Origin of the sequence: Polynucleobacter sp. AP-Sving-400A-A2 (assembly GCF_018688155.1) — a bacterium.
Taxonomy (GTDB): domain Bacteria; phylum Pseudomonadota; class Gammaproteobacteria; order Burkholderiales; family Burkholderiaceae; genus Polynucleobacter.
This window is the reverse complement of the sequence record NZ_CP061312.1, coordinates 1,429,040-1,451,746: the sequence shown is the minus strand read 5'-3', so window position 1 is coordinate 1,451,746 and position 22,707 is coordinate 1,429,040. Positions and strand designations below refer to the sequence as shown.

Genomic DNA, 22,707 nt, shown 5'->3' with positions numbered 1-22,707 from the left:
GATGTTGACTGCTCAGCAGGCTTTAGATCACTTACTTTCTCACGCAATACCCGTGCACGAAACTGAAACACTTGCGATGCAAGTTGCTCTAGGCCGTGTACTTGCAGAGAATGTTAAGAGTCTCGTAGATGTACCTCCACTCGATAACACCTCAATGGATGGTTATGCAGTGCGCACAGCGGATACCAGCTCTCCAGGTCAAACACTCACAATTGCACAACGCATTCCGGCGGGATCCATGGGAACTCAGCTTGAGCCAGGCACTGCTGCCAGAATCTTTACTGGTGCCCCAGTCCCTCCAGGCGCTGATGCCGTTGTCATGCAAGAGGATTGCTCTATTTCAGAGGGGGCAAGTAAGCAAGTCCAAGTCAATATCGCACCAACATCAGGTCAATGGATTCGTCGCAGAGGTGAAGATCTGACTGCTGGCAAAGTAGCGCTTACGGCAGGCACTTATCTCCGACCTCAGGAGCTTGGAGTTGCAGCCTCTGCTGGCTTAACGCATTTGACTGTAAAGCGTAAAGTGAGAGTTGCTGCATTTTTCACTGGTGATGAGTTGTCCCTGCCAGGTGAGCCACTCAAGCCGGGTGGCATCTATAACTCTAATCGCGACACACTATTAGCGTGCATTAAATCTTTAGGCTGCGATGCCACAGACTTTGGAATTGTTCCTGATAGTCTTGAGGCCACGAAGGAAACTCTTCGTAAGGCTAGCAAAGACCATGACTTAATCATTACATCAGGCGGCGTCTCCGTTGGCGAGGAAGACCACATTAAACCCGCAGTAACTGCTGAAGGTAGATTAGACCTTTGGCAGATTGCGATGAAGCCTGGCAAGCCATTAGCTTTTGGCGCTGTGCGCAAATCAGATAGTTCAAAAGGTAATGCGGAAACCTGGTTTATTGGTTTACCTGGCAACCCAGTATCGAGTTTTGTGACTTTCCTATTATTTGTTCGCCCATTTATTCTTAAGTTACAAGGGCGAGATGCAGGCTTGCCGCAGTCTTACCCTATGCGCGCTGACTTTGATTGGCTTAAGGCCGATCGTCGTAACGAGTTTCTGAGGGTCAAGATCAATACGCAGGGTGGATTGGATCTATTCTCCAATCAAAGCTCTGGGGTACTTACTAGCGCCTCTTGGGGGGATGGCTTAGTAGATTGTCCGCCGGGCCAAGCATTAAAAGCTGGCGATATGGTGAAGTACATTCCATTTAGTGCACTTCTTTCCTAGTCGTATTACGATTCTGTTATGAAACTCGAATTACGATTCTTTGCTTCTTTAAGGGAGGGTCTTGGACTTTCTGGCGAGAGTATTAATGCTCCATCAGAAGTAAAAACCATTGCCGACTTAAGAGGCCACCTTGTTCAGCGAGGTAATCCTTGGGCTGAAGTATTGGCAAGCGGCAAAGTGATTCGTTGCGCCTTAAATCAAGAGATGGTAAATGACTCCACTCCTCTAGTTGAGGGGGCCGAGGTGGCTTTCTTTCCTCCGGTTACTGGCGGCTAAGATGCAGAATGATTTCATCCGCATTCAAGAGGCTGACTTCGATCTAACAACCGAGGTGAAGGCTCTGCGTAAGAATGACCCTCGAGTGGGTGCAGTGGTGACTTTTCTAGGCACAGTCCGAGATATGAATGACGGTAGTCAAGTTCAGGGTATGACTCTGGAGCACTATCCTGGCATGACAGAAAAATCCCTAGAAGAAATCATCATACAAGCGAGAAGCCGCTGGGATCTTTATAAGACCCTAGTGATTCATCGAGTAGGACCACTGTTACCTGAGGATCAAATTGTTCTAGTGGCAGTTACCAGTGCCCATAGAGGTGAAGCATTTGCTGCTTGTGAGTTCATCATGGACTATCTAAAAACAGCGGCACCATTTTGGAAAAAAGAAGAAACGCCCGAAGGTAGCAAATGGGTGGACGCTCGCGTGACTGACGATACTGCAATGGCACGCTGGAATTAATTTAGTTTTATATCTGCTTGAGTGCTAAAGCTAGATTAAAGCCGCTGAGCCAGGCGCCCTCGACTCTGCCGCCATTGAGCCAGTCTCCACAAAGCCCTAAGCCAACATTAGGCAGTGATAAAAATCCAATGCTATTTTCTAGACCCCCACTGGCATAGCGCCAGCGGTGCATGCTGATTTCAGCATCCTCGCAGTTAAAACCATGTGCTGTCAGGCACTGCAGCATTTGGTCTTGAGCATCCTCTTTACTTAACTCAACATTTTCCTGGCTCCAGTCAGGTTTGCCATGGATCGTCCACGTACTTCCCTGACGCATTGGCTTTGATTCATTTTGACAAATCCAGCTAATGATTTCCTCATTAATGAAAGCGGCATCAAAATCTACATTGAGCTGATGCGGAAAATTTGCCATCATGGTCCAGCATGCCTTCATCTGTGCTGAGTCAGCGATATCAGCGGCTTCACTATTCAGATGCTTAAGTAGGGCGCTTGCCTGAGGAGCGGGTATAGCCAACACAACATAATCGTAGAGCGTGGTAATTTCATTTGCTTCACTGCATTGCAGATGCCATTTGCCATCCATTCGTTCCAGCTGGGAAATGGTTCTTTCATATTGAATGGAGAGATCCTTAGCAAGATGCTTACCTGGTGAATTCATATAAGGAGTGCCAACATAGCGAATATCTTGTGAGTGACTTACACGCCATGCCTTGGCTTCGTAAACTCTGAGTTTGGGCTTCCAGATCGCAGCTGTGCCGGCCTGCATCCAACTTTGTACCTCCTCAATAAAACGAGGATCTCTAGCAGTAAAGTACTGTGCGCCATGATCGGCAGACCATTCTTGTGTGCGCCGCGTACTCATGCGCCCGCTAGGACCACGACTCTTTTCAAAAACATCTATGGATATACCGTGCGACTGAAGCTCTCTTGCACAAGCAAGGCCTGCAATTCCTGCTCCAATGACCGCTACCTGATTAATTGCTTTACTGCTGCTCATATTCTAGGAAGTATTTTTCGAAAGGTGAGATTAATTCGAGGATTCGTGACTGCCTTAGTTTTGAGAAGACTGTGATGCCAGTAATCTTGAACAGGGGCGTGCATGATGAGAAGGCTACCGTGCTCAAGAAAGACGGGTACTGTCGTTTTATCCTGCTTGTGACGAAATGCAAATTTACGTCGAGCCCCCAGGCTGATTGATGCGATAGGGCTTGTGCCATCCAACTCTTTTTCATTATCACTATGCCAGCCCATACCTTCATTGCCATTGTGATACAGATTGAGTAAGCAAGAGTTATAGCTAAAGCCGGTCACGGCTTCAAGTTGATGCTTGATTTGAAGTAACTCTTCCGTCCAGGCCTGAGGAATTTTTTCGATACCCGAGTAGGTATAACGGCATTCGGGATCCCCCACCCAGGCAACTTTTCTCGCGGTTGTTACTAACTTACCAAACATATTGATCTGATCTGTTTTCCAAATAAGGGAGTGCAGCAGGCTTTCAAAAAAATGATCAGATTCATCTGCTTTGTAAAAATGACTGAAGTATTCAGCTCGACCATCCCTTTCCAATAGGCAGATTGGGTCAGGCGATTCTGGGGGGTCGAATAAGGGACTTTGCATTTTTTACTTATAAAGCTAGGGTTGCACGTTATTTCAATAAAAACCCTAGAATAGACTGCATTATGAATTGTTCAGGACTAAGAGGTTGATTATGAAAGCACCCGATAAACGTTGCTGCGGCTCAGGGGTTTGCATTATTAATGAAGCAGGAGAATGCTGGTGTGGCCAAGTATGGGATGGCGAGAAAATGAGTGCGCCACCGCTGATGGCAGCAAAAAGCCAGCCCACCGATTCTGAGTCTACAGGTTCTAAACCTGAATCCCAGGACCCGCTTATTTAGTTGATCCGTAAACTCTACGGAGCGAGTGAGCCGCTACACCATCTTTTAGCGCCTCCCTTACAGGAATTGCCATTACTCGAATAGCTGATTGCACTGCCATGCGCTCTAGTCGGCTTGGCAGAGGTCGTTGAATAATCGGATATGCCCAATCGGGCAAATTCAGAAAGCCAGCCCGACTGATCATTCTTACGAAAGGTTTAGCGCTGAGGTTACTGGGAAAGTTATCCAGCATTCCAATGATGCTTTTAGCCCTTTCCCCATAGTGAAGTTGGGGGATATATTGTCTGATGACTTGTTCCGTACCAGCATAGGTGTCTGGTAGATCGATCGCTCCCAATCTTTCCCCGAGCATTTTCATTTCTGTAAAGTACTGATCTTTTTGCTTTGTGCTCAAAGCTTCACTGCGGTATGGCTCGTAGGAGCACATAAAACTGCGAGTTTCTGTTAAGTGAACCCATGCGAGTAGTTCGGGATCATCCGCCCTATAGGGTTGATTGAATTCATCAAACCCAGTGACCTTTTGATGAATTTGATTAACGCGATTGATAGCCTTATCCGCCATGTCCTGCGAGCCATAGGTAGTTGCGGCAATGAAGAACGCCGTTCTTCCTAGCCTGCCTTTCAAGTCTTGTCTAAAGCTGGAATGATCCCACACGCCAGCGAGCGCTTTTGGGTGAAGAGCTTGCAGTACTAGCGAGCTAATGCCACCGATCATCATAGAAATGAAATCCGCATGCACCTTCCATGCGATAGACTCCGGGCCAAACAAACCTCTATCACCAGCGGGTTCCAGAAATGCGACAGGTGGACCGCCACCGCCCACCATTTCTCGAATTGACCGACGAATGAGCTCCTCAATCATTTGCTTAATGAATCACGATATTGCTTAAACCATCATCCTCAATGATTTCGGAAATTAAATCGAGTCGGATTCTGGGATTGCTTTGAGCGAGTAAGTGGTTCTTCTGAGCCGGGGGGAGTGGTAAGAGCTCAGCCAATCGGTTGGATACCCAGCCACAATCATCCTGGTTCATCGGCATTTTGAACGCATCTTCACCCAGCAAATCCTCCCTTTTGATGACAGAAATAATCTCATTCAAAAGCGTGGCTACCTTTTCATGTTCTTTTGCTAGTGGTATCTCTGGGTCGGCATCGATCAGCTCAACTTGACCCATCCAGAGGCCATCAGTCTCTTGTTTGATATTTAGAACTTTAAAACGTTGCGTTCCATAGGACTTAGTCATGTAAAGCGCAGGCTGAATCGCATCAAACTCTTCTAATTTCGCCAGTGTGCCAATATTTGAAAAGTTGGCCACTGCGTCGGCATTCGATTCAATTGGCTTGTTATCGAGAATGCTGATAACCCCAAAAGGCGTATCTTCACGTAGGCAACGCTTCATCATATCTAGGTAGCGCGCTTCAAAGATTTTGAGAGCAATTACTCCGCCTGGAAAGAGAGTAGTGCCCAAGGGGAAAAGTGGGATCCAGCGGGCCGTCAAAGAGGATGTTGTCATGCGCTTAATTTAAAGGATTTATGTTTAGTTTGCTGAGTAGTCAAAATGGCGCCGTGTTCAGCAGTAAACCTGAATTTCGGCCAAAATAGGTGGTATTCACAGGAGAGTAAACATGATTCAAAAATTACGGGTTAAGCTCGCACGCTGGATTTTGGGTAAGCATTGTCCTTGCTACCAAATGGGTTACCACTCCATGGTTGATTTTCAGCAGCGCAGTGCGGATCAGCTGGAAAAGGCTAAACAAGCGCAATCTACTAAGCACTAGTCAGCAAGCCTTACCCCTATTCGATAATGAAAATCTGGAAGATGAGGCGAAATTGTGCATTGACTCCCAGTCAATTGCTCAAGTTCTATATCGCTCTAGTTTGCCTTTCCTTAACTGTAGCCACTGGTTTTTTATTGGTTGGCGTAAAAGTTATTCTCATCTTCACTACAATAGAGTTGACTGCGGTTACCGTCGGTTTTTTGGTTTACTGTCGGCATGCCTTAGATTTTGAGGAAATAGAAATCAGCGGTACCCGTTTGTTGGTCAGGAAATTCATTGCCTACAAAGAGTCAGTAACTGAATTTAATACACACTGGGTCAGACTCTCGCACCCAGAGGGGCAACAAAAGGTATTTTTTATTGAGCAGACGGATCAGCGGGTTGAGGTTGGCCAGTTTCTGAGGCGTGAGCAATTTCAAGGTCTGATCGCTGAGCTACGACCTTACCTAGGTTGACTACAACCATAAGTTCAAAAGGGTTAAAGATTGGCACTCTGCAGAAATATGGATTCAACTCGATACTTTATCTAATTCAACATATTTGCTAAATCCCCCATGAACGTTAATACAGCAGTAAAAGCCGCTCTCAATACCTTGGTTGATATTGCATCCCACTCCAATGGCGTTCAGCCGGTTACTGGCTTAGAGCTGGCTCAGCGCCAAAAATTGTCGGTGAGCAGAATAGAGCTCTTACTGAGCGCATTGCGCGCAGCGGGAATCGTGAAGGGTACTAAGGGCCGCAACGGGGGTTACACGCTGTTGCAGGATCCCCGCATGATCACTATCAAAGATGTGGTCCTAGCGATGAATTACATTAAAAAGCGCAAAGTTGAGGCCTGCGATATTGCCAGTGAGCTATATCAGTCTTTGGAGGCTTACATGCTCAGCTGCATGGCTAATGTGAACCTCTCTGATGCCATCAAGGATTATGTGCCGCGATTTAGCGAAGCTAAAACCGCTCCCGAGCGTCAGGCTTTTGTTTACCCCGATTTCAGAGTTGAGAAGCCCTCCAAAGGTGAAGTACAGAGAGTAATCAAGGCACCATTTAAGAAGGTGGAGGATGTACCTCTGGGGCCAAACTCCATTTTTAGTTTTGGTGACTACCTTCACAAAGCAGGGCAACAACAAGGATCTTTATGAGGCAGTTATTGGGATCGAATTTCGCTAGCAAACTATTGGCATCTATCTTGTTGGCATCAGCACCATGGGTAGTTTCCTTGGCTGCTGATAGCGCCCCAACAAAAGCTGACCCAGTTTGGCTAACGGATACACGCGCTAGCATCAAATCCAATAATTATGAGCAAGCATTAAAGCAATTGCAGTCTGCAAATGAAGTTAACTCTGCAGACTGGAATAACCTGATGGGATATAGCTTGCGTAAAAAGCAGCCGCCAGATTTGGCTGCATCTGAAAAGTATTACCAGGCAGCATTGAAGATCGATCCAAGCCATAGATCAGCTTTGGAGTACTACGGCGAGCTGCTTTTGATGAAGAAAGACTTGCCTGGAGCAGAGGCGATGTTGGCAAGACTTGATAAGGCCTGCCGCTTTGGTTGCGAAGAGTACAGTGACCTCAAAGAGAGTATTGCTAAGTATCAAGGTAAAAAGTAATTCCTCATTCCCTCATGTCATCAAGTGCTTATGAGTATCCTCCATTAGCATTTGTTGATATTGAGACTACGGGCTCAAATTTCGAGCGCGATCGTATTACGGAAGTTGGCATCAAATCGCTGATTCATGATCAGATAGAGATTTGGGAAAGCCTGATTAATCCCCAGACATTTATTCCGCAGAATATCCAAAGTTTGACGGGCATTAGACCTGAGATGGTTCGTCAGCAGCCCGCCTTTGAGGGCTTGGCGACTGAGATCGCTGGTGAGCTCGAGGGTAAGATTTTTGTAGCCCACAATGCCCGTTTTGATTATGGATTTTTGAAGGCATCGTTTAAGCGGGTGGGTATCGACTTTAAGCCTAAAGTTCTTTGTACCGTAAAGCTCTCCCGTTTACTCTTTCCCGATCAGGCAAGGCACAATCTTGACACCATCATTAGTGCCCATCGCCTTAAAATTAGCGCACGGCACCGTGCATTGGGTGACGCTGATTTGTTGCTTCAGTTTTGGCGCGTTTGTGAAGAAAAGCTGGGGCGTGAAGCGCTTCTCAAGGCGGTCAATCAACTGATTGGCAATCCAAGTTTGCCGCCCAATATTGATAAAGCACTGATAGATTCGATTCCGGAAAAGCCGGGTTGCTATATTTTTTATGGTGAGAATCAAATCCCACTGTATATCGGCAAAAGTATTTCTCTACGCAGTAGGGTGATGGGTCATTTTCAAGGGGCGCTCACTCAGCGTAAGGAAATGAAGCTCTCGATGCAAGTCAGGGATATCGATTGGATTGAGACTAGCGGAGAGTTGGGCGCATTAATTTTAGAATCCCGACTCATTAAAGAGCGCATGCCCAGCATGAATATTAAATTGCGCCGCTCAAAGGATCTCTGTGCCTGGAAATTGGAGCTTGCTGAGGATGGTGTACTCACTCCGCATCTAGTAGGTCATCGCGAATTAGATCCTGGCATTCAAGAAAACTTGTTTGGCTTGTTTTATAGCAAGCGAGAGGCTAATGCTTATCTCAAAGCAATTGCGAAAAAATATCGTCTCTGTGAGGCGCTGCTCGGTCTGGAAAAACGGATTGAAGGCAAGGCATGCTTTGGTTATCAAGTAAAGCAATGCGGTGGTGCCTGTATTGGTGGTTCTCCTATCGACTTGCATAATCTTCAACTCAAAACTGCTCTGGAATTATTTCAGGTGCAAGTCTGGCCATATCCTGGGCCGGTGGCAGTAAAAGAGGCGGGCCACATGCACGTAGTGGATCGTTGGCGTTATTTAGGTACGGCGATTAACGAAGAAGAGCTTTATGAGTTGGCTGACTCAGGAGAAGCTGAGTTTGATCTGGATATTTATAAGATCTTGAAAAAGGCGCTGGCTGGAAGCTTTAAGAGTCAGGTGATCCCTTTGGCAATCAAAGATACTGCCTAAATGGCCACTAAAAGCCTAGGCTTTAAAAAATCCCAGCTTTTCTGATCTTGCTAGCTTCTTCAATCTAGCCTCAGCTTTAGACGCCTCAGATCGATCCGGGTGCTCTTGGCTTGCTAAAAGGACGACTGGTCTGCGAGCCCTTGTATAACGAGCTCCTTCCCCTGAATTATGGGCTGCTAAACGATGTTCTAGGCGGTTGGTAATGCCAGCGTAATAGCTGCCATCAGAGCATTCTAAGAGGTAAACAAGCCAGGTCAAAATAGGGATTAATTCGCTTAAAAAGAGGTCTAACGGACTTGAAATTATCAATAATGCCCCTATATTCTATAGATAGATATATGTAAAAAATAGCTGTAGTAAATAGGAATTAAAAAATGAGAATAGATAAATTAACTACGAAGTTTCAAGAAGCGCTCAGTGAGGCGCAAAGTCTTGCTTTGGCAAAAGATAATCAATATATCGAGCCTGCCCATTTACTGCTAGCGATGCTACGCGACTCAGATGGTAGTGCTAAGAGTTTATTAACACGCGCTGGCGTGAACGTACCGGGTCTTGAAAAGGCAACTGAGAAACTCATCGCCAACCTCCCAGAAGTGCAGGGCACCAGTGGTGAGGTTCAGGTGGGCCGCGATTTAAGTAATTGGCTCAACTTATGTGAAAAAGAAGCCAATAAGCGCAATGATCAATTTATTGCTGGTGAATTATTTTTGTTAGTGGTGGCCGATGATAAAGGTGAGCTCGGTAAGATGGCTCGTGAGAATGGTTTAAATCGTAAATCGTTAGAAGCGGCTATTGATTTAGTGCGCGGAGGAGAGTCAGTGAATAGTGCGGATGCTGAAGGTCAACGTGAGGCCTTAAAGAAATACACCATTGATTTGACGGAGCGTGCTCGTATGGGCAAGCTCGATCCTGTGATTGGTCGTGATGATGAGATTCGTCGCACCATTCAGATTTTGCAACGTCGCGGTAAGAACAACCCGGTCCTCATTGGTGAGCCAGGTGTTGGTAAGACGGCGATTGTTGAGGGTTTGGCCCAGCGTATCGTCAATGGAGAAGTTCCTGAAACCCTCAAGAACAAGCGCGTCCTCGTATTGGATATGGCTTTGTTATTAGCAGGTGCTAAGTATCGTGGTGAATTCGAAGAGCGACTCAAGGCTGTTCTGAGTGATGTGGCCAAGGACGAAGGTCAAACCATCATCTTCATTGATGAGATACATACGATGGTGGGTGCAGGTAAGGGTGATGGCGCAATGGATGCTGGCAATATGCTTAAGCCTGCTCTGGCGCGTGGTGAGTTACATTGCATCGGCGCAACCACTCTAGATGAATACCGCAAGTATATTGAGAAGGATGCTGCACTCGAGCGCCGCTTTCAAAAAGTGATGGTGGAAGAACCTAGCGTAGAGGCGACTATTGCTATCTTGCGCGGTTTGCAAGAACGTTACGAGCTGCACCATGGTATTGAGATCACTGACCCAGCCATCGTGGCGGCAGCAGAGTTATCGCATCGCTATATTACCGATCGTTTCTTGCCAGATAAAGCTATCGACCTCATTGATGAGGCCGGCTCACGCATTCGGATGGAAATTGATTCCAAGCCAGAGGTCATGGATAAGCTAGAGCGTCGTCTGATTCAGCTCAAGATTGAGCGTGAAGCGGTTAAGAAAGAAAAAGATGAAGCATCGCAAAAACGTCTTGGCTTGATTGAGGATGAGATCAAGCGCTTGGGTGCTGAGTATGCTGATCTTGAGGAAATCTGGAAAGCGGAAAAGGGTGCCGTATTAGGTGCAGCTCATCTCAAAGAGGAGATCGAAAAAGTTCGCGCAGATATCAATAAGTTACAGCGTGAGGGAAAGCTAGAGCAAGTTGCAGAATTGCAATATGGCAAATTACCTGAGCTTGAAGCCAAACTCAAATCCGCTGCCGCTGCTGAAGCAAAGGGTGATAAAGATGGCGTAGTCAAGAACAAACTCTTACGTACCCAAGTTGGAGCAGAAGAAATCGCTGAAGTAGTTTCTCGTGCTACAGGCATTCCAGTATCGAAGATGATGCAGGGTGAACGCGATAAGTTACTCAAGATGGAGGAGTTGTTACATCAGCGCGTAGTTGGCCAAGAGGAGGCTATTCGTGCGGTATCTGATGCTATTCGTCGCTCCCGCGCAGGTCTTTCTGAAGAGAATCGCCCTTATGGCTCATTCTTATTCTTAGGGCCTACTGGTGTGGGTAAGACTGAGCTTTGTAAAGCCTTGGCTGGTTTCTTATTTGATAGTGAAGAGCACCTCATTCGTATTGATATGAGCGAGTTTATGGAGAAGCATAGTGTTGCCCGTTTAATCGGTGCGCCTCCGGGCTATGTAGGCTACGAAGAGGGTGGTTACCTTACTGAGCAAGTGCGTCGTCATCCATATAGCGTCATCTTGTTTGATGAGATTGAAAAAGCGCATCCGGATGTCTTCAATGTGCTCTTGCAAGTATTGGACGATGGCCGCTTAACGGATGGTCAAGGTCGTACCGTAGACTTTAAGAACACCGTGATTGTGATGACAAGCAATATTGGCTCACATCTCATTCAGTCGATGGTGGGTAAGAAGCAGTTAGAGATTAAAGAGGCGGTATTTGAAGAGTTAAAGAGTCATTTCCGCCCTGAGTTCTTAAACCGGATTGATGAGATCGTAGTTTTCCATGGTTTAGATAAAGGCAATATCGCCAATATCGCAAAGATCTTACTCAAGAACTTGTCAGATCGTTTGGCCAAGATCGATATGCAGATGGACGTGAGTGATGCTGCTTTAAGCAAGATTGCGGAAGTCGGTTTTGATCCTGTATTTGGAGCGAGACCTTTAAAGCGTGCAATTCAGCAATATATCGAGAATCCAGTTTCCAAGATGATCTTGGAAGGCAAGTTTGGCCCTAAGGACACTGTTCCAGTGGGCGTTGATAAGAACGGCGATTTCAGCTTTAGCAAGTAATCCCATCAAAAAATCTGCAGGAATAGGCTTGCACCAGTAAACTCGGTACATGATTGACGCTCTAAAAAATAGGCGCGCCAGTGATGTCCGGGTTGTTGGTCTCATTAGCCTCGCTCACGGTAGCTCCCATTTCTTTCATTTAATTCTGCCACCCATGTTCCCATGGTTGAAAGCGGAGTTCGGCTTTAACTATGCTGAACTGGGCTTGCTCATGACTATTTTCTTTGTAGTCTCTTGCATTGTTCAGGCGGCATCTGGATTTTTAGTAGACCGTATTGGGTCTCGCCCTGTCTTATTTGCTGGCGTCGCTTTACTTGCGTTGGCTGCACTCACTTACTCACAAAGTAATGGCTACGCTATGTTAGTTCTAGGTGCGGTGATTGCGGGATGTGGCAATGGCGTTTTCCATCCAGTGGATTACACGCTGATTAATCACAAAATTTCACCACCAAATTTGCCTTACGCTTATTCCATTCATGGGGTAACGGGCTATATCGGCTGGGCTGCTGCTCCAGCATTCATGGTGGCTATAACCACTATTGCAGATTGGCGTATTGCGTTTTTTTCTGCCGCAGTACTAGAGGTACTTATTCTGTTAACTCTCTGGGTCAGTCGCGCTCGTTTAGTAGATGATGTCCAGGCCAGGCGGGATGAATCAGAGGCTAGTCATATTGCGAACAATCCCGGTGGCGCACCCATGAGCACTTTTGGTTTCCTGAAGCTGCCTGTTGTTTGGCTTTGCTGGATTTTCTTTTTCTTTAGCATGGCTGCCACTACCGGCTTGCAATCATTTGCCCCAACTGCGCTTTTTAAAATCTATGACATTGCCGTGAGTTCTGGTAATTATTATTTAACACTCATGTCCTTGGGTGGCGCTGGGGGAATGTTACTAGGTGGCTATTTGGCCACCAAATTAAAAGTGCCTGAGCGCATCATTACGATTTGCTTCACTGTGAACATCGTCATGGGCCTTCTAATGGCTACGGGTTTGGTGCCTGTAGAGTTAATCATCATTGCTTTCATTGTGATTGGGCTTGGCTTAGGAATAGCGGCACCATCCCGTGACTTGATGATTCGCTCTGCAACACCCTCTAGCTCATCGGGTAGGGTGTACGGTATTGTTTATTCAGGTATTGATTTGGGCGCCGCCCTAAGCCCTCTAATCTTTGGAATCTTCTTGGATGTGGGCTTGCCAAAGCTCTTATTTATTGGCGTGGCCCTTCTCCAACTCATGATTATTTTGACTGGGTTTAAGGTTGCGAGCATCAGCACTCCCAAAGCTAGCTGATAGACTCATTGCTTTTCACAATGTGAAAAGTCATTCCCATACGCAAAATGCAGTGCAATATTTCAAGTTGGGCATTATTTCGTTGCCTGAATTTATATTTCATAATATAAAAAATTAGTTTTAAGTAATTGAATTTATTGAACTAATTATTTTCAATCATTACTGAAATAGTGCTTGCATGCTTTCTCAAGGTACTTAAACTCTTATATAAGACATAAGACTTCATTGTCTGTACTGAGTGTCTCAATATTCGATGTATTCGTTTAACTAAGGGAGAAAAACATGGCAGATCGCAAAGCAGAAATCGCAGCTCTACAAAAAGACTGGGATACCAATCCACGCTGGCAAGGCATTACTCGTGGTTACACGGCTGAAGACGTTGTCCGTCTTCGTGGCTCATTAAAGATTGAGCACACTTTAGCTAAGCATGGCGCAGAGCGTCTCTGGGAGCTGGTGAATAACGAAGCGTACGTTAACTGTTTAGGTGCTCTGACTGGTGGTCAGGCAATGCAACAGGTTAAGGCTGGTGTGCAAGCAATTTACTTATCAGGTTGGCAAGTTGCTGCTGACGGTAACTCTTCTGCAGCGATGTATCCAGACCAATCCTTATATCCAGTAGATTCAGTTCCGAAGATGGTTGAGCGTATTAATAACTCATTCCAACGTGCTGATGAAATCCAAACATCTAAGGGCATTAATAAAGGCGATGCGGGTTATGTCGAGTATTTCGCTCCCATCGTTGCTGATGCTGAAGCAGGCTTCGGCGGTGTATTGAATGCATTCGAACTTAGTAAAGCACTGATCAAGCAGGGTGCAGCTGGCGTTCACTTCGAAGATCAATTATCTTCCGTTAAGAAGTGCGGTCACCTGGGAGGCAAAGTGTTATTGCCTACGGCTGAGTCAGTACAGAAATTGATTTCTGCCCGTTTGGCTGCTGACGTAATGGGGGTTTCAACCATCATCTTGGCTCGTACTGATGCTGAAGCTGCCGATCTGTTGACATCGGATTACGATGCAAATGACAAACCATTCTTGACAGGTGAGCGCACTCCAGAAGGCTTTTACAAAACACGTAAGGGCTTGGATCAAGCGATCTCCCGTGGTTTGGCATATGCCGCTTACGCTGATATGGTGTGGTGTGAAACCGGTACACCAGACTTAGATTTTGCTCGTAAGTTTGCCGAAGCAATTCGTGCGAAGTTCCCAGGCAAGATGTTGGCCTACAACTGCTCACCCTCTTTCAATTGGAAGAAGAACTTGGATGACGCAACGATTGCGAAGTTCCAGCGTGAATTAGGTGCAATGGGTTACAAGTATCAATTTATTACCCTCGCTGGCATTCATTCGATGTGGTACAACATGTTCGACTTAGCTCAGGACTACATGAAGCGTGGCATGACTGCCTACATTGAGAAGGTACAAGAGCCAGAATTCGCTGCTCGTGATCGTGGTTACACATTCGTATCGCATCAGCAGGAAGTAGGTACTGGTTACTTCGATGATGTTACTACTGTGATTCAAGGAGGTAAGTCTTCAGTAACTGCATTGACCGGCTCTACGGAAGAAGAGCAGTTCCACTAAGCAATCTCTAAGTAATTAGTAATAGGGCAGTAAAAGAATCCACCCTTACTGTCGCGGCATCTAAATTACCCCACAAAGGTGACTTAGATGCCGTTTTCGTTTACATTCTTCCCATGACTAATTGCGCACTCTGTAAAGAAGAGCTTAAGCCTGAAGAGGGCCAGTTGATTTGGCGTGGGGATGATTGCCGAGCCATCCTGGTGAATGATCCTGATTTGCCTGGTTTTTGCCGTGTGATCTGGAATCACCATGTCGCTGAAATGACAGATCTGACCCCTGGTGAGCGCGAGCATCTCATGACCTTAGTGTTTGCTGTAGAAGAGGCGATAAGGCATGTGATGTGTCCAGATAAGGTCAATATTGCAGCCTTAGGCAATATGGTTCCCCACATACATTGGCATGTCATCCCGAGGTATCAAGACGATGCTTTCTTTCCAGGCTCTGTGTGGTCAAAAAGGGTGCAAGAATTACCTCTCACTACACTAGTGGAACGTCAGCAGCTTGCCAGTCAATTACCCGCAGCAATTAAAGCTGCCATCGCCACACTGTCTTAAAAATTGTTCAGTAGCGTTTTTTCTCCCAAGGGTGATAGTGAATAAAGAAACTAAGGGAATGCTCATTGGCTTTATTGGCATTCTTGTTTTTAGCCTAACCTTGCCGGTAAGCAAAATTACCGTTCAAAGCTTCAATCCTTACTTCATTGCATTTGGTAGGGCTTCTTTAGCCGGCTTAGTTGCTTTAAGCTATCTTTTGTATAAGCAAGTGCCACTCCCCAGTAAAACTGACTTAGTAAAGTTTGCTGTGATTGCACTGGGTGTAGTTTTTGGATTTCCAATTTTTACTACCTTAGCCATGAAAGAGGGATCATCCTCTCATGGTGCCGTCATTTTGGGGATGATGCCCTTAGCGACTACAGTGATCGGAGTTATCCGCTTTAAGGAGCGTCCTTCTATCGGTTTTTGGCTTGTATCCATCTTGGGCGCTGCACTGGTAATGATGTACGCTCTACTTAAAAGTTCTGGAAGCTTTACCTATGTAGATATTTTGTTGGTACTGGGTGGCATATGTGCTTGCGTAGGGTATGTAGAGGGCGGGGAGTTATCCCGAAAGATGAATCCGCGGGTAGTAATTTCTTGGGCGCTAGTGATTTCATTGCCGATTAATATCGTGGCAACGTACTTCACATTTTCTTCATCATATTGGGGTGCTGACGTAGTAGCTTGGACAAGCTTTGTGTACCTCAGTATATTTCCGATGTACTTAGGCTTTTTCTTTTGGTACGAAGGTCTAGCTATCGGTGGAATCGCTAGGGTCAGTCAAGTGCAATTGATTCAGCCTTTTTGTACGCTGTTGGCCTCCAGTTTTTTCTTAGATGATCGCATTACCTTAATGAACATGGTCTTTGCTTTTTTGGTTGTCTCTACCGTAATCCTGAGCAAGCGAATGCTCGTGAAGCGCAGTCACTAGATCAGTTTTTGTAGTGCCTCAAGATATTTCTCGGGGCTCAGTGCTTGCCCCTCACGTTGCGCTTCCCACATGACTTGTCCCAAGCACTCCATCATGGCGTGCTGAGCGTCATGTGCAGAACCTTTTTTCTTTGCTAGCTTTTCGGAGACCTCTTTAATGCCTGGCGGTTGATCAATCGAGATTTGCTCGCTAATTGATAGATGCATTGAGAGGTGCAAGAAGGGATTAGTCTCGCCACGTTCAGGTGTGTAGTCTTGGGTAATCGCACCTTCTGGATCTGCCAGGAGGGCATGATATTCCGGGTGCTCCACCATCCAGTCACCAGCAATCGTTTCCATTGGCGTCAGAATATGATCTCCAGTTTTCTTCTCCCAGGTATCACAAAAAAAACGCCTTACTTCTTCGCGGGTGGGATTAAATATTGCCACGAACTTTTCCTTTGCCAGTTTTTTGTTTAAAGCTGCAGAGAGGCTCAACAATACATTGTTCGCATTCAGGCGCTCGGGCTTTGCAGGTATATCTGCCATGCAGGATAAGCCAATGATGCGCATCCATTAAAAACTCTTTGGGGATGCGTTTGAGTAATTGCTCTTCAACTTTCACAACATCTTTGCCAGGTGCCAAACCAGTGCGGTTTGAGACTCTAAAGATATGGGTATCGACGGCCATAGTAGGCTGACCAAAGGCGGTATTGAGAATCACGTTTGCAGTCTTTCTGCCAACGCCTGGTAGTAACTCTAGCTCTTCGCGATTTTGAGGCACTTCGCCACCATGCTTTTCCAGCAGCAGTCGACAAGTCTCTTGAATGTGTTTGCCTTTGGAGTTGAATAAGCCAATGTGCTGAATGAAAGGCTTCACACCTTGCTCACCTAAATCCAGAAGAGCTTGAGGCGTGTTGGCAATCTTAAATAGCTGGCGTGTACCTTTGTTTACTGAAATATCGGTTGCTTGTGCCGATAGTAATACGGCAATGAGCAGCTCAAACGGAGAGCTGTATTCCAATTCAGTTTCTGGATGGGGATTGTTTTCCCTGAGTAGCTCAAAGAAAGCTTGGCGCTTTTGCAGATTCATCATTTCTGTTGCTGAGCTCGCGCGATCGCAGCGGCGATGATGGCCCGCTTTCTTTCTTGCTCTTTTAGGGCAGCTTCAGAATCAGGAATTTCTGCATTCACGGCAACGAGTTTGGTGGCAGCCTTCTTTGTTAGCCGCTCATCATTGTCACGTTGCTCGCGATCCAATCGAACATCACGAGCTGCATATCTCGCACGCGCCGCATCCGCTAACTCTGGAGACCAGGCATCCCAGCCAGTTTTTTGCTCAGTCACATCTATCATGGTGATGCAGTCTACAGGGCAAGGGGGAATGCAGAGGTCACAACCCGTACACCATTCGCTTAAGACCACATGCATCTGCTTAGAGGCTCCCACAATCGCATCTACCGGACAAGCCTGAATACAGAGCGTGCAACCAATACAAGTCTTAGGGTCGATGAATGCAACAGGTCTAGGGCGCTCTAAACCGCATTCAGGATCGATCTGGGGGTGTAGTTCAAACGCATCTTGAGGAAAGGTTAGTGTCAGAATTGTGCTCAGCCGCTTAATACCTTCTACTCCGCCAGGAGGGCAGCGATTGGGTAGGGCCTCACCTGTTGCCATTGCTTCTGCATAAGCTCGGCAATCTGGGTAGCTGCATTTAGTACATTGGGTTTGAGGAAGGATGTCCTCGAGACGATCTGCAAGTTCTTTCGTCTGCTTCATATTCATTGCAATTTTCGCGCCCTAAAACAAGAAGCGCGACTCGAAAGTCGCGCCGCTGATTTATGCGGACTTTGAGCCCTCTAGTTTTGGGGGTCTAGCGCGGGTTTTCTTCTGAACACCTTGGTGCTCGCGAATAAATGATTTAATTTTTGGATACACCTTCTCGCGCCAACGACGACCTGAGAAGATGCCATAGTGACCAGCACCGGTAACTTCGTAATGGTCTTTGGCAGTCTTTGGAATGCCAACACATAGTGCATGTGCTGCGCGAGTTTGTCCGCTACCAGAAATATCGTCTAACTCACCTTCCACTGTGAGAAGGGCAGTCTTTTTAATATCCTGCGGTTTCACTAAGTCGCCCGAGACTGACCAAGTGCCATTTGGCAAAGAATGATCCTGAAATACGGTCTTAATAGTGTCTAAGTAGTACTTCGCATCCATATCTATGACTGCGTTGTACTCATCATAGAAACGAATATGGGATTCGGCATCTTGCTCATCACCACGCACTAGGTTTTGGAAATAATCCCAATGAGACTGCATGTGATTTTGTGGATTCATGGCAATAAAGCCGGAGTGCTGTAAGAAGCCTGGGTAAACCTCACGGCCAGCGCCTGGATAGTTTGGAGGCACCTTATAAATCACATGACTTGCAAACCAGTTATACGACTTTTGATCAGCTAAGTCATTTACTGCGGTAGGTGATTTACGAGCATCGATAGGGCCACCCATCATGATCATCGAGGCAGGTGTTTTTTCACCGGCAGATGCCATTAAGGAAATTGCACCCAATGTTGGAACTGTAGGTTGGCAAACAGAAATCACATGTAAGTTCTCTGCACCAATGGTGCGGATGAAATCTTGTACATAGTGAACATAGTCATCCAAACCAAAGGCGGCCTCATCAGCGGGAACAATACGCGCATCAATCCAGTCAGTGATGTAAACCTTATGATCCTGCAAAAGAGTGCGTACGGTGTCGCGTAGCAGTGTGGAATGATGACCGGATAGCGGGGCTACAACTAAGACTACTGGATCATCCTTCAATTTCTTTATGACATCAAGATCATCAGAGAAGCGTTTGAAGCGAATTAAATTACAAAACGGTTTAGCAGTAATCGTTTTCTCATGGATCGCTACTTCACGGCCATGGGCTATTACGGAGCGAATACCAAACTCGGGTTTATCGTAGTTCTTGCCTAAGCGATAGAGGAGTTCGTAGCTAGCAGCTAAGCGATCGGACCCCGGAATTTTGGATGCTGGATTTGAGGCGTCGATAAATGCCTTTGAGGCTGCGCGAGCCCATGAACTAATGGGTTGCAGTAGCGCTGTTTGAAACTCATGTAGTTGATATAGCATGGTACCTCCTAGTAATTCAGTTTAACTGCTTGTTACACCTATTTAAGCCAATACACGGGCGATTGCTTGAGCTACCTTATCAATATTTTTAGTATTGAGGGCGGCTACACAAATACGGCCTGTAGAGAGGGCATAAATACCATCTTCCTTTTGTAGGCGCTCTACTTGTTCAGCGCTCAAGCCTGAGTAAGAGAACATACCGCGCTGCGCTTCAATAAAAGCAAAGTCTTGCTTTACGCCAGCAGCAGCTAATTTTTCTACGAGACCATGACGCATTGCTTTAATACGATCGCGCATCTGCGCTAATTCATCTTCCCAGAGCTGTCTGAGTTCTGGTGAATTCAAAACGGCAGCGGCAATCGCAGCGCCATGAGTCGGGGGATTGGAATAATTTGTACGAATCACGCGCTTCAATTGAGAGAGTACGCGAGTGGATTCATCCTTACTTTGCGTCACGATAGATAAAGCGCCAACGCGCTCACCATAGAGTGAGAATGATTTGGAAAAAGAGCTCGATACAAAGAAGGACATCCCAGACTCAGCGAACAAACGAACTGCAACACCATCTTGCTCAATGCCAGAGGCAAAGCCTTGGTAAGCTACGTCTAAAAATGGAATGAGATCTTTCGCTTTACAGATATCAATCACTTGACGCCATTGCGCTTCAGTAATGTCAGCACCGGTGGGGTTGTGGCAGCAAGCATGCAGCAATACGGTGGTGTATTTTGGGAACGACTCAAGAGACTTCACCATGCCATCAAAATCTACACCACGGGTTTTGCCATCGAAGTAGGTGTACTCAACTACTTCAAAGCTAGCGGATTCAAAAATGCCGCGGTGGTTTTCCCAAGTGGGGTTGCTAATTGCGCAAGGCGCATTTAAGTTGAGGCGTTTGATGAAGTCAGCACCAACTCGCAATGCACCAGTTCCACCAAGGCACTCTGCAGTAACAATGCGACCATCTTTGATGAGCGACGAGTCAGCGCCGAACAATAAGTTCTGTACTGCGCTGTTATATGGGTTTGGACCTTCGATTGGAATGTAGCTGCGCGGTGAGCGCTTTGCAACAATCGCTTCTTCAGCCTGAATCACTGCTTTCAAAAGAGGCACCTTGCCTTCGTCGGTGTAGTACACGCCAACACCTAGGTTGACCTTGTCTGCACGTTGATCGGCGACATAGGCTTCTGTGAGGCCGAAAATAGGGTCTTTAGGTGCTAGCTGGACTGAAGTAAAAAGGTTCATTTGATGGTCAGAAAGGGTGGATAGGGAGATATTTCAGTTAAATTTGCTTTGAATGGCTGTTTTTGAGGCTGGATTCAACTATTTCTAAATAAAAACGGCAAAATCGACGTTTGTACAAAATTCGCTGTGAACTAAAACTTACAGTTGAAATGATATCTGAGATGCCTCCCAAGTTGCCTAAAACTTCCTCGAATTCCCAAGTTGCCGAAAGCAAGAAAACCTCTGTAGCCGATCCTTTGGGCGAGGTGGGCCATGATTTAGACCCAGCCAAATTCGTTTCATTCCCAGATTCCCCGTTTCATCTCTATCAGCCGTTTCCGCCCGCAGGCGATCAGCCCGCTGCAATCGATGCTTTGGTGGCTGGTATTGAGGATGGCCTGACGTTTCAGACACTGTTGGGGGTTACTGGCTCGGGTAAGACCTTCACCATGGCCAATGTGATTGCCAGGACGGGTCGTCCCGCCATCATTTTTGCTCCAAACAAGACCTTAGCTGCTCAGCTCTATAGTGAGTTTCGGGAATTTTTCCCTAAAAATGCGGTGGAGTACTTTGTTAGTTACTACGATTACTATCAGCCGGAGGCCTATGTTCCGACACGCGATTTGTTTATTGAAAAGGATTCATCAATCAATGAACATATTGAGCAAATGCGATTGTCTGCAACCAAGAGTTTGTTGGAGAGGCGCGATGTCATGATCGTAGCCACTGTATCTGCCATTTACGGTATCGGTAATCCAGGTGACTATCACAGCATGGTGATGACTTTACGCCCTGGTGACAAGATGAGTCAGCGCGATATTTTGATGCGCTTAATCGCCATGCAATACGACCGCAATGAAACCGATTTCAAGCGTGGTGTTTTCCGAGTTCGGGGCGACACGATTGATATCTTTCCAGCTGAGCATAATGAATTAGCGGTGCGCGTTGAACTTTTTGATGATGTGATTGAGAGCTTGCAATTTTTTGATCCGCTCACTGGAAAAATTCGTCAGAAGATTCCGCGCTTTACCGTCTATCCAAGCTCGCACTATGTCACGCCGCGTGACACCGTTCTCAAGGCGATTGAAACTATCAAGGCGGAGTTACGGATTCGCTTGGATGAATTTGTAAAAGATGGTAAGCTAGTTGAAGCGCAGCGCTTAGAGCAACGTACCCGCTTTGATTTAGAGATGCTTAATGAATTGGGCTTCTGCAAGGGCATTGAGAACTACTCGCGCCATCTCTCTGGCGCTATGCCTGGCGAGGCGCCCCCCACCTTAGTGGACTACTTGCCCAATGATGCACTGATGTTCTTAGATGAGAGTCATGTCCTCATCGGTCAGCTTAATGCCATGTACAACGGCGATAAGTCTCGTAAACATACCTTAGTAGAGTTTGGATTCCGCTTACCTTCAGCCATGGATAACCGCCCACTCAAATTTACTGAGTTTGAAACCAAGATGCGTCAAACCGTATTTGTTTCTGCAACACCAGCTGATTACGAAAATACGCACACTGGACAAGTGGTAGAGCAAGTTGCTAGACCGACTGGATTGGTCGATCCAGAAATTGAAGTATTGCCAGCAAGTACACAAGTAGATGATTTGCTGAATCAGATTCATGAGCGGGTCAAAGTCCACGAACGTGTTTTAGTAACGGTATTAACAAAACGCATGGCTGAGCAACTCACGGATTACTTATCCGATAACGGAGTAAAAGTACGCTATGTGCACTCCGATATTGACACGGTGGAGCGCGTCGAGATTCTGCGTGACTTGCGTCTGGGTGTCTTTGATGTATTGGTAGGCATTAATTTATTACGCGAGGGCCTAGATATTCCAGAGGTCTCTTTAGTCGCCATTTTGGATGCAGATAAAGAGGGTTTCTTGCGTTCTGAGCGCAGCTTGATTCAGACCATTGGTCGGGCGGCACGAAACGTCAAAGGTAAGGCGATTTTGTATGCTGATCGAATTACCGATTCCATGAAGCGGGCTATGGGCGAAACGGAGCGTCGCCGCACCAAACAAATTGCTTTCAATAAGGCTAACGGTATTGAGCCGCGGGGCGTTAAAAAGCGTATTAAAGACATCATTGATGGGGTCTATGACGTTAAAGAGAAGCGCTCTGAGATGCAAGTTGAGCAGGAGCGGGCACGCTATGAGGATATGAGCGAGAAGGATTTGGCGAGTGAAATCAAGCGTTTAGAGAAGCAAATGAACTCTGAGGCCAAGAATTTGGAGTTTGAAAAGGCTGCCTCTACCCGCGATAGATTGACCAAGGTGAAGGAAATGGCCTTTGGCGCCCGCTCTCGGGACGCCATTTGAATTGAGGGGTTAATGCCTGAGCAATTTAGTGGGGTATATGGTAAAGTTGAGTGGAATGGTCGGGT

General features: G+C 46.4%; 24 protein-coding genes and 1 pseudogene. 15 read left to right on the top strand and 10 right to left on the bottom strand.

Features of this window, described 5'->3' with window-relative positions:
* The first annotated feature begins 1 nt into the window (after nt 1).
* From glp to moaE, 3 genes are read left to right on the top strand one after another with little or no spacing between them, the layout of a single operon-like run.
* Nucleotides 2-1,231: a gephyrin-like molybdotransferase Glp gene (gene glp / locus C2758_RS07640; RefSeq protein ID WP_215330198.1), complete on the top strand. Its 1,230-nt coding sequence runs from the start codon at nt 2-4 to the stop codon at nt 1,229-1,231.
* 18 nt (nt 1,232-1,249) lie between these two features.
* Nucleotides 1,250-1,507: a molybdopterin converting factor subunit 1 gene (gene moaD, locus C2758_RS07635; RefSeq protein WP_215327647.1), complete on the top strand. Its 258-nt coding sequence runs from the start codon at nt 1,250-1,252 to the stop codon at nt 1,505-1,507.
* Nucleotide 1,508: 1 nt separating this feature from the next.
* Nucleotides 1,509-1,967 carry a molybdopterin synthase catalytic subunit MoaE gene (gene moaE / locus C2758_RS07630; protein ID WP_215327646.1) on the top strand — a complete coding sequence of 153 codons (459 nt, stop codon included), beginning with the start codon at nt 1,509-1,511 and terminating at the stop codon, nt 1,965-1,967.
* A gap of 7 nt (nt 1,968-1,974) precedes the next feature.
* On the opposite strand, the gene C2758_RS07625 is transcribed toward moaE, so the two are convergent.
* Together C2758_RS07625 and C2758_RS07620 are read right to left on the bottom strand one after the other, a co-directional pair.
* Complete coding sequence (locus tag C2758_RS07625; protein ID WP_215327645.1) at nt 1,975-2,964, bottom strand: NAD(P)/FAD-dependent oxidoreductase; 990 nt, start codon at nt 2,962-2,964, stop codon at nt 1,975-1,977.
* On the bottom strand, nt 2,961-3,584 hold the full coding sequence (locus C2758_RS07620; RefSeq protein WP_215327644.1) for an alpha-ketoglutarate-dependent dioxygenase AlkB: 624 nt from the start codon (nt 3,582-3,584) through the stop codon (nt 2,961-2,963). Before C2758_RS07620 ends, C2758_RS07625 begins: the two co-directional genes overlap by 4 nt.
* Before the next feature lie 91 nt (nt 3,585-3,675).
* Between C2758_RS07620 and C2758_RS07615 the strand changes: the two genes are divergently transcribed.
* Nucleotides 3,676-3,864, top strand: coding sequence for a hypothetical protein (locus tag C2758_RS07615; RefSeq protein WP_215327643.1), 189 nt, complete (start codon nt 3,676-3,678; stop codon nt 3,862-3,864).
* Here the strand turns inward: C2758_RS07615 and C2758_RS07610 are convergent.
* Both C2758_RS07610 and C2758_RS07605 read right to left on the bottom strand, forming a co-directional pair.
* Nucleotides 3,857-4,726, bottom strand: a complete 870-nt coding sequence (locus C2758_RS07610; RefSeq protein ID WP_215327642.1) for an oxygenase MpaB family protein — start codon at nt 4,724-4,726, stop codon at nt 3,857-3,859. The two genes, C2758_RS07615 and C2758_RS07610, sit on opposite strands and share 8 nt — an antisense overlap.
* Before the next feature lie 4 nt (nt 4,727-4,730).
* Entirely contained in the window at nt 4,731-5,378 is a 648-nt protein-coding gene (locus C2758_RS07605; protein ID WP_215327641.1) for an LON peptidase substrate-binding domain-containing protein, read from the bottom strand.
* Nucleotides 5,379-5,490: 112 nt separating this feature from the next.
* Here C2758_RS07605 and C2758_RS07600 point away from each other — a divergent pair, with 112 nt between their 5' ends.
* From C2758_RS07600 to C2758_RS07580, 5 genes are all read left to right on the top strand, one after another.
* Nucleotides 5,491-5,643 (top strand): hypothetical protein, encoded by a 153-nt coding sequence (locus C2758_RS07600; RefSeq protein WP_215304710.1) that lies wholly within the window; start codon nt 5,491-5,493, stop codon nt 5,641-5,643.
* A gap of 41 nt (nt 5,644-5,684) precedes the next feature.
* Nucleotides 5,685-6,098: a DUF2244 domain-containing protein gene (locus tag C2758_RS07595; RefSeq protein WP_251369174.1), complete on the top strand. Its 414-nt coding sequence runs from the start codon at nt 5,685-5,687 to the stop codon at nt 6,096-6,098.
* A 99-nt stretch (nt 6,099-6,197) separates the two neighbouring features.
* Complete coding sequence (locus C2758_RS07590) at nt 6,198-6,782, top strand: Rrf2 family transcriptional regulator (RefSeq protein ID WP_215327639.1); 585 nt, start codon at nt 6,198-6,200, stop codon at nt 6,780-6,782.
* On the top strand, nt 6,779-7,252 hold the full coding sequence (locus C2758_RS07585; protein WP_215327638.1) for a tetratricopeptide repeat protein: 474 nt from the start codon (nt 6,779-6,781) through the stop codon (nt 7,250-7,252). Before C2758_RS07590 ends, C2758_RS07585 begins: the two co-directional genes overlap by 4 nt.
* Nucleotides 7,253-7,266: 14 nt before the next feature.
* Entirely contained in the window at nt 7,267-8,676 is a 1,410-nt protein-coding gene (locus tag C2758_RS07580) for an exonuclease domain-containing protein (protein WP_215327637.1), read from the top strand.
* Nucleotides 8,677-8,691: 15 nt separating this feature from the next.
* Here the strand turns inward: C2758_RS07580 and C2758_RS07575 are convergent, their stop codons facing one another.
* Nucleotides 8,692-8,934 (bottom strand): GIY-YIG nuclease family protein, encoded by a 243-nt coding sequence (locus tag C2758_RS07575; protein WP_215307100.1) that lies wholly within the window; start codon nt 8,932-8,934, stop codon nt 8,692-8,694.
* 116 nt (nt 8,935-9,050) lie between these two features.
* Here C2758_RS07575 and clpB point away from each other — a divergent pair, with 116 nt between their 5' ends.
* The 5 genes from clpB (at nt 9,051) to C2758_RS07550 (ending at nt 15,981) form a co-directional block, all read left to right on the top strand.
* Nucleotides 9,051-11,645 carry an ATP-dependent chaperone ClpB gene (clpB, locus tag C2758_RS07570; protein WP_215327636.1) on the top strand — a complete coding sequence of 865 codons (2,595 nt, stop codon included), beginning with the start codon at nt 9,051-9,053 and terminating at the stop codon, nt 11,643-11,645.
* 49 nt (nt 11,646-11,694) lie between these two features.
* The gene (locus C2758_RS07565) at nt 11,695-12,933 is read left to right on the top strand and encodes an MFS transporter (RefSeq protein ID WP_215327635.1); all 1,239 of its coding nucleotides are present in this window, start codon (nt 11,695-11,697) and stop codon (nt 12,931-12,933) included.
* A 282-nt stretch (nt 12,934-13,215) separates the two neighbouring features.
* Nucleotides 13,216-14,514: an isocitrate lyase gene (aceA, locus tag C2758_RS07560; protein WP_215327634.1), complete on the top strand. Its 1,299-nt coding sequence runs from the start codon at nt 13,216-13,218 to the stop codon at nt 14,512-14,514.
* 113 nt (nt 14,515-14,627) lie between these two features.
* Nucleotides 14,628-15,068 carry an HIT family protein gene (locus C2758_RS07555; RefSeq protein ID WP_215327633.1) on the top strand — a complete coding sequence of 147 codons (441 nt, stop codon included), beginning with the start codon at nt 14,628-14,630 and terminating at the stop codon, nt 15,066-15,068.
* Nucleotides 15,069-15,105: 37 nt separating this feature from the next.
* Nucleotides 15,106-15,981 (top strand): DMT family transporter, encoded by an 876-nt coding sequence (locus C2758_RS07550; RefSeq protein ID WP_215327632.1) that lies wholly within the window; start codon nt 15,106-15,108, stop codon nt 15,979-15,981.
* Here C2758_RS07550 and C2758_RS07545 read toward each other — a convergent pair.
* From C2758_RS07545 to C2758_RS07525, 5 genes and pseudogenes are all read right to left on the bottom strand, one after another.
* Nucleotides 15,978-16,403, bottom strand: coding sequence for a DUF1841 family protein (locus tag C2758_RS07545; protein WP_215330197.1), 426 nt, complete (start codon nt 16,401-16,403; stop codon nt 15,978-15,980). The two genes, C2758_RS07550 and C2758_RS07545, sit on opposite strands and share 4 nt — an antisense overlap.
* Entirely contained in the window at nt 16,396-17,052 is a 657-nt protein-coding gene (nth, locus tag C2758_RS07540) for an endonuclease III (protein ID WP_215330196.1), read from the bottom strand. Before nth ends, C2758_RS07545 begins: the two co-directional genes overlap by 8 nt.
* 2 nt (nt 17,053-17,054) lie before the next feature.
* Nucleotides 17,055-17,738, bottom strand: a pseudogene (gene rsxB, locus C2758_RS07535) (electron transport complex subunit RsxB); the annotation flags it as partial.
* A 60-nt stretch (nt 17,739-17,798) separates the two neighbouring features.
* Nucleotides 17,799-19,097: a polyhydroxyalkanoate depolymerase gene (locus C2758_RS07530; protein WP_215327631.1), complete on the bottom strand. Its 1,299-nt coding sequence runs from the start codon at nt 19,095-19,097 to the stop codon at nt 17,799-17,801.
* Between the two features lie 42 nt (nt 19,098-19,139).
* Nucleotides 19,140-20,339 (bottom strand): amino acid aminotransferase, encoded by a 1,200-nt coding sequence (locus C2758_RS07525; protein WP_215327630.1) that lies wholly within the window; start codon nt 20,337-20,339, stop codon nt 19,140-19,142.
* A gap of 149 nt (nt 20,340-20,488) precedes the next feature.
* On the opposite strand from C2758_RS07525, the gene uvrB reads away from it, so the two are divergent.
* Entirely contained in the window at nt 20,489-22,642 is a 2,154-nt protein-coding gene (gene uvrB / locus C2758_RS07520; RefSeq protein WP_371817718.1) for an excinuclease ABC subunit UvrB, read from the top strand.
* Nucleotides 22,643-22,707: the final 65 nt, after the last annotated feature.